Source organism: Rhizobacter sp. P3_C12, assembly GCF_056402735.1.
This window is the reverse complement of record NZ_JBFUGW010000548.1, coordinates 1-1701: the sequence shown is the minus strand read 5'-3', so window position 1 is coordinate 1701 and position 1701 is coordinate 1. Positions and strand designations below refer to the sequence as shown.

Annotated in this window: 1 protein-coding gene; it reads left to right on the top strand. The window is 63.0% G+C overall.

All coding sequences use genetic code 11. The features are described from left to right. Positions 1 to 22: 22 nt before the first annotated feature. Positions 23 to 1701: TonB-dependent receptor plug domain-containing protein (locus tag AC1DXV_RS34360; RefSeq protein WP_477938012.1), on the top strand; the 1679-nt coding region annotated here is incomplete at its 3' end.

The following is a 1701-nucleotide window of genomic DNA, read 5'->3' as shown; positions in this document are numbered from 1 at the left end:
GCCCGCTCTCGCACAGCGGCAGATGGACAAGGTCGAGATCACCGGTTCCGCGATCAAGCGCATCGACGCTGAAACGGCGCTGCCGGTGACGGTCATCACCCGCGAAGAGATCTCGCGCAGTGGTGTGGCCAACATGGAGCAGCTGGTCCACAACATGGCGTCGACCAACACCGCCGGTGCGACCCGCGGTTCGGACCTGGCCGGCCTTGCCAGCTACGGCACATCCAGCGTTTCGCTGCGTGGCCTGGGCGACAGCCGCACGCTGGTGCTGGTGAACGGCCGCCGCCTCGCGGTGTTCGCCTCTGACGGCGGTGCCGTCAACATCAACGCGATTCCGCTGGCCGCCATCGAGCGTGTTGAAATCCTGCGTGACGGTGCCTCTGCCGTGTACGGCAGCGATGCGGTCGCCGGCGTGATCAACTTCATCCTGCGCTCGGACTACAACGGTCTTGAGATCGGTGGCGAATCCGGCCGCCCGTCCCAATCGGGTGGCGGCAAGACGAACCGCGCCAACATCCTGTTCGGCCATGGCGACCTCGTCCAGGACAAGTACAACTTCATGCTGGGGATGGACGTCGAGAAGACGACGACCCTCTATGCGATCGACCGTGAATTCTCGAAATCGGGCAACCGCTATCCGTATTTCCAGAACGCCGCTACGCCGAGCGGCCGGATCGAAGGCAACTACGACCCGACGCTGTCGCTGGAGGACAACAAGAAGCCGACTGGCGGCAACGCCGGAATGCCCATCTTGGGGTCGGGCTACGGCAATCCGTCCGCCGACCTGGGGCAGTGCGCCGACATTCGCATGTTTGCGGTGACCGCCTCCCCGACCGCCAAGTACAAGAATTGCAACTACGACTCGGCACCGGACGTCGGCCTGTTCCCCGAGATCAAGCGGACCAACGTCTTCGGCACGTTCAAGCTCGCACTGACGCCTGAGCACACGCTTTACGGCGAAGCCATGTTCGCGAAGAACGTCGTGACCGAAGCGTATCAACCCGCTCCGGCGCGTTCCGCCTTCTTCGAAACCGACAACCTGTTCTTCAAGAACAACAAGCCTGTAGCTTTGCTGGTCTACCCGGGTAGCGTAGCCTACGAGACCATCATCAAACCCTACGTGGCCAACCATAGTGCTGATCTGCAGAAACTGATCGACAGCGGCCTGCCGGTCGCGGTCTCTTGGCGCGCGTTCTCTTCCGGGCTCCGCACCGAAGAAGACACGCTGAAGCAGTCTCGCTTCCTCACCGGCGTGAAGGGCTCGTTGGGCAGCTGGGACTACGACGTCGCGGCGATGTACAACCAGAGCAAGACCGAAGGCAGATTGACCGACGGATACTTCTCGCAGTATGACGTCGCTCAGATCATCAATTCGCCCACCTCGGGTTGGAATCCGTGGGCCTCCAACGGTCAACAGGATGCGGGCCTGACCTCGGCGATTCGGGGTGCCAACTATGTCGGCCCGACGCTGACCGGCAAGTCGACGCAAGCCTCCATCGATGCCACGGGCTCGACCACGCTCACGCAATTGGCCGGCGGCCCGATGCAGCTGGCCGTGGGTGCATCGTTCCGTCGCGAGACCTACAAGATCGACGTGCCGCCGATCCTGGGTGAAGGCGACATCGCCGGCCTGGGCGGAGCCACACCGAACGAAGACGAGCTGCGCAGGGCGGCTGCGCTATACACCGAACTGAACATGCC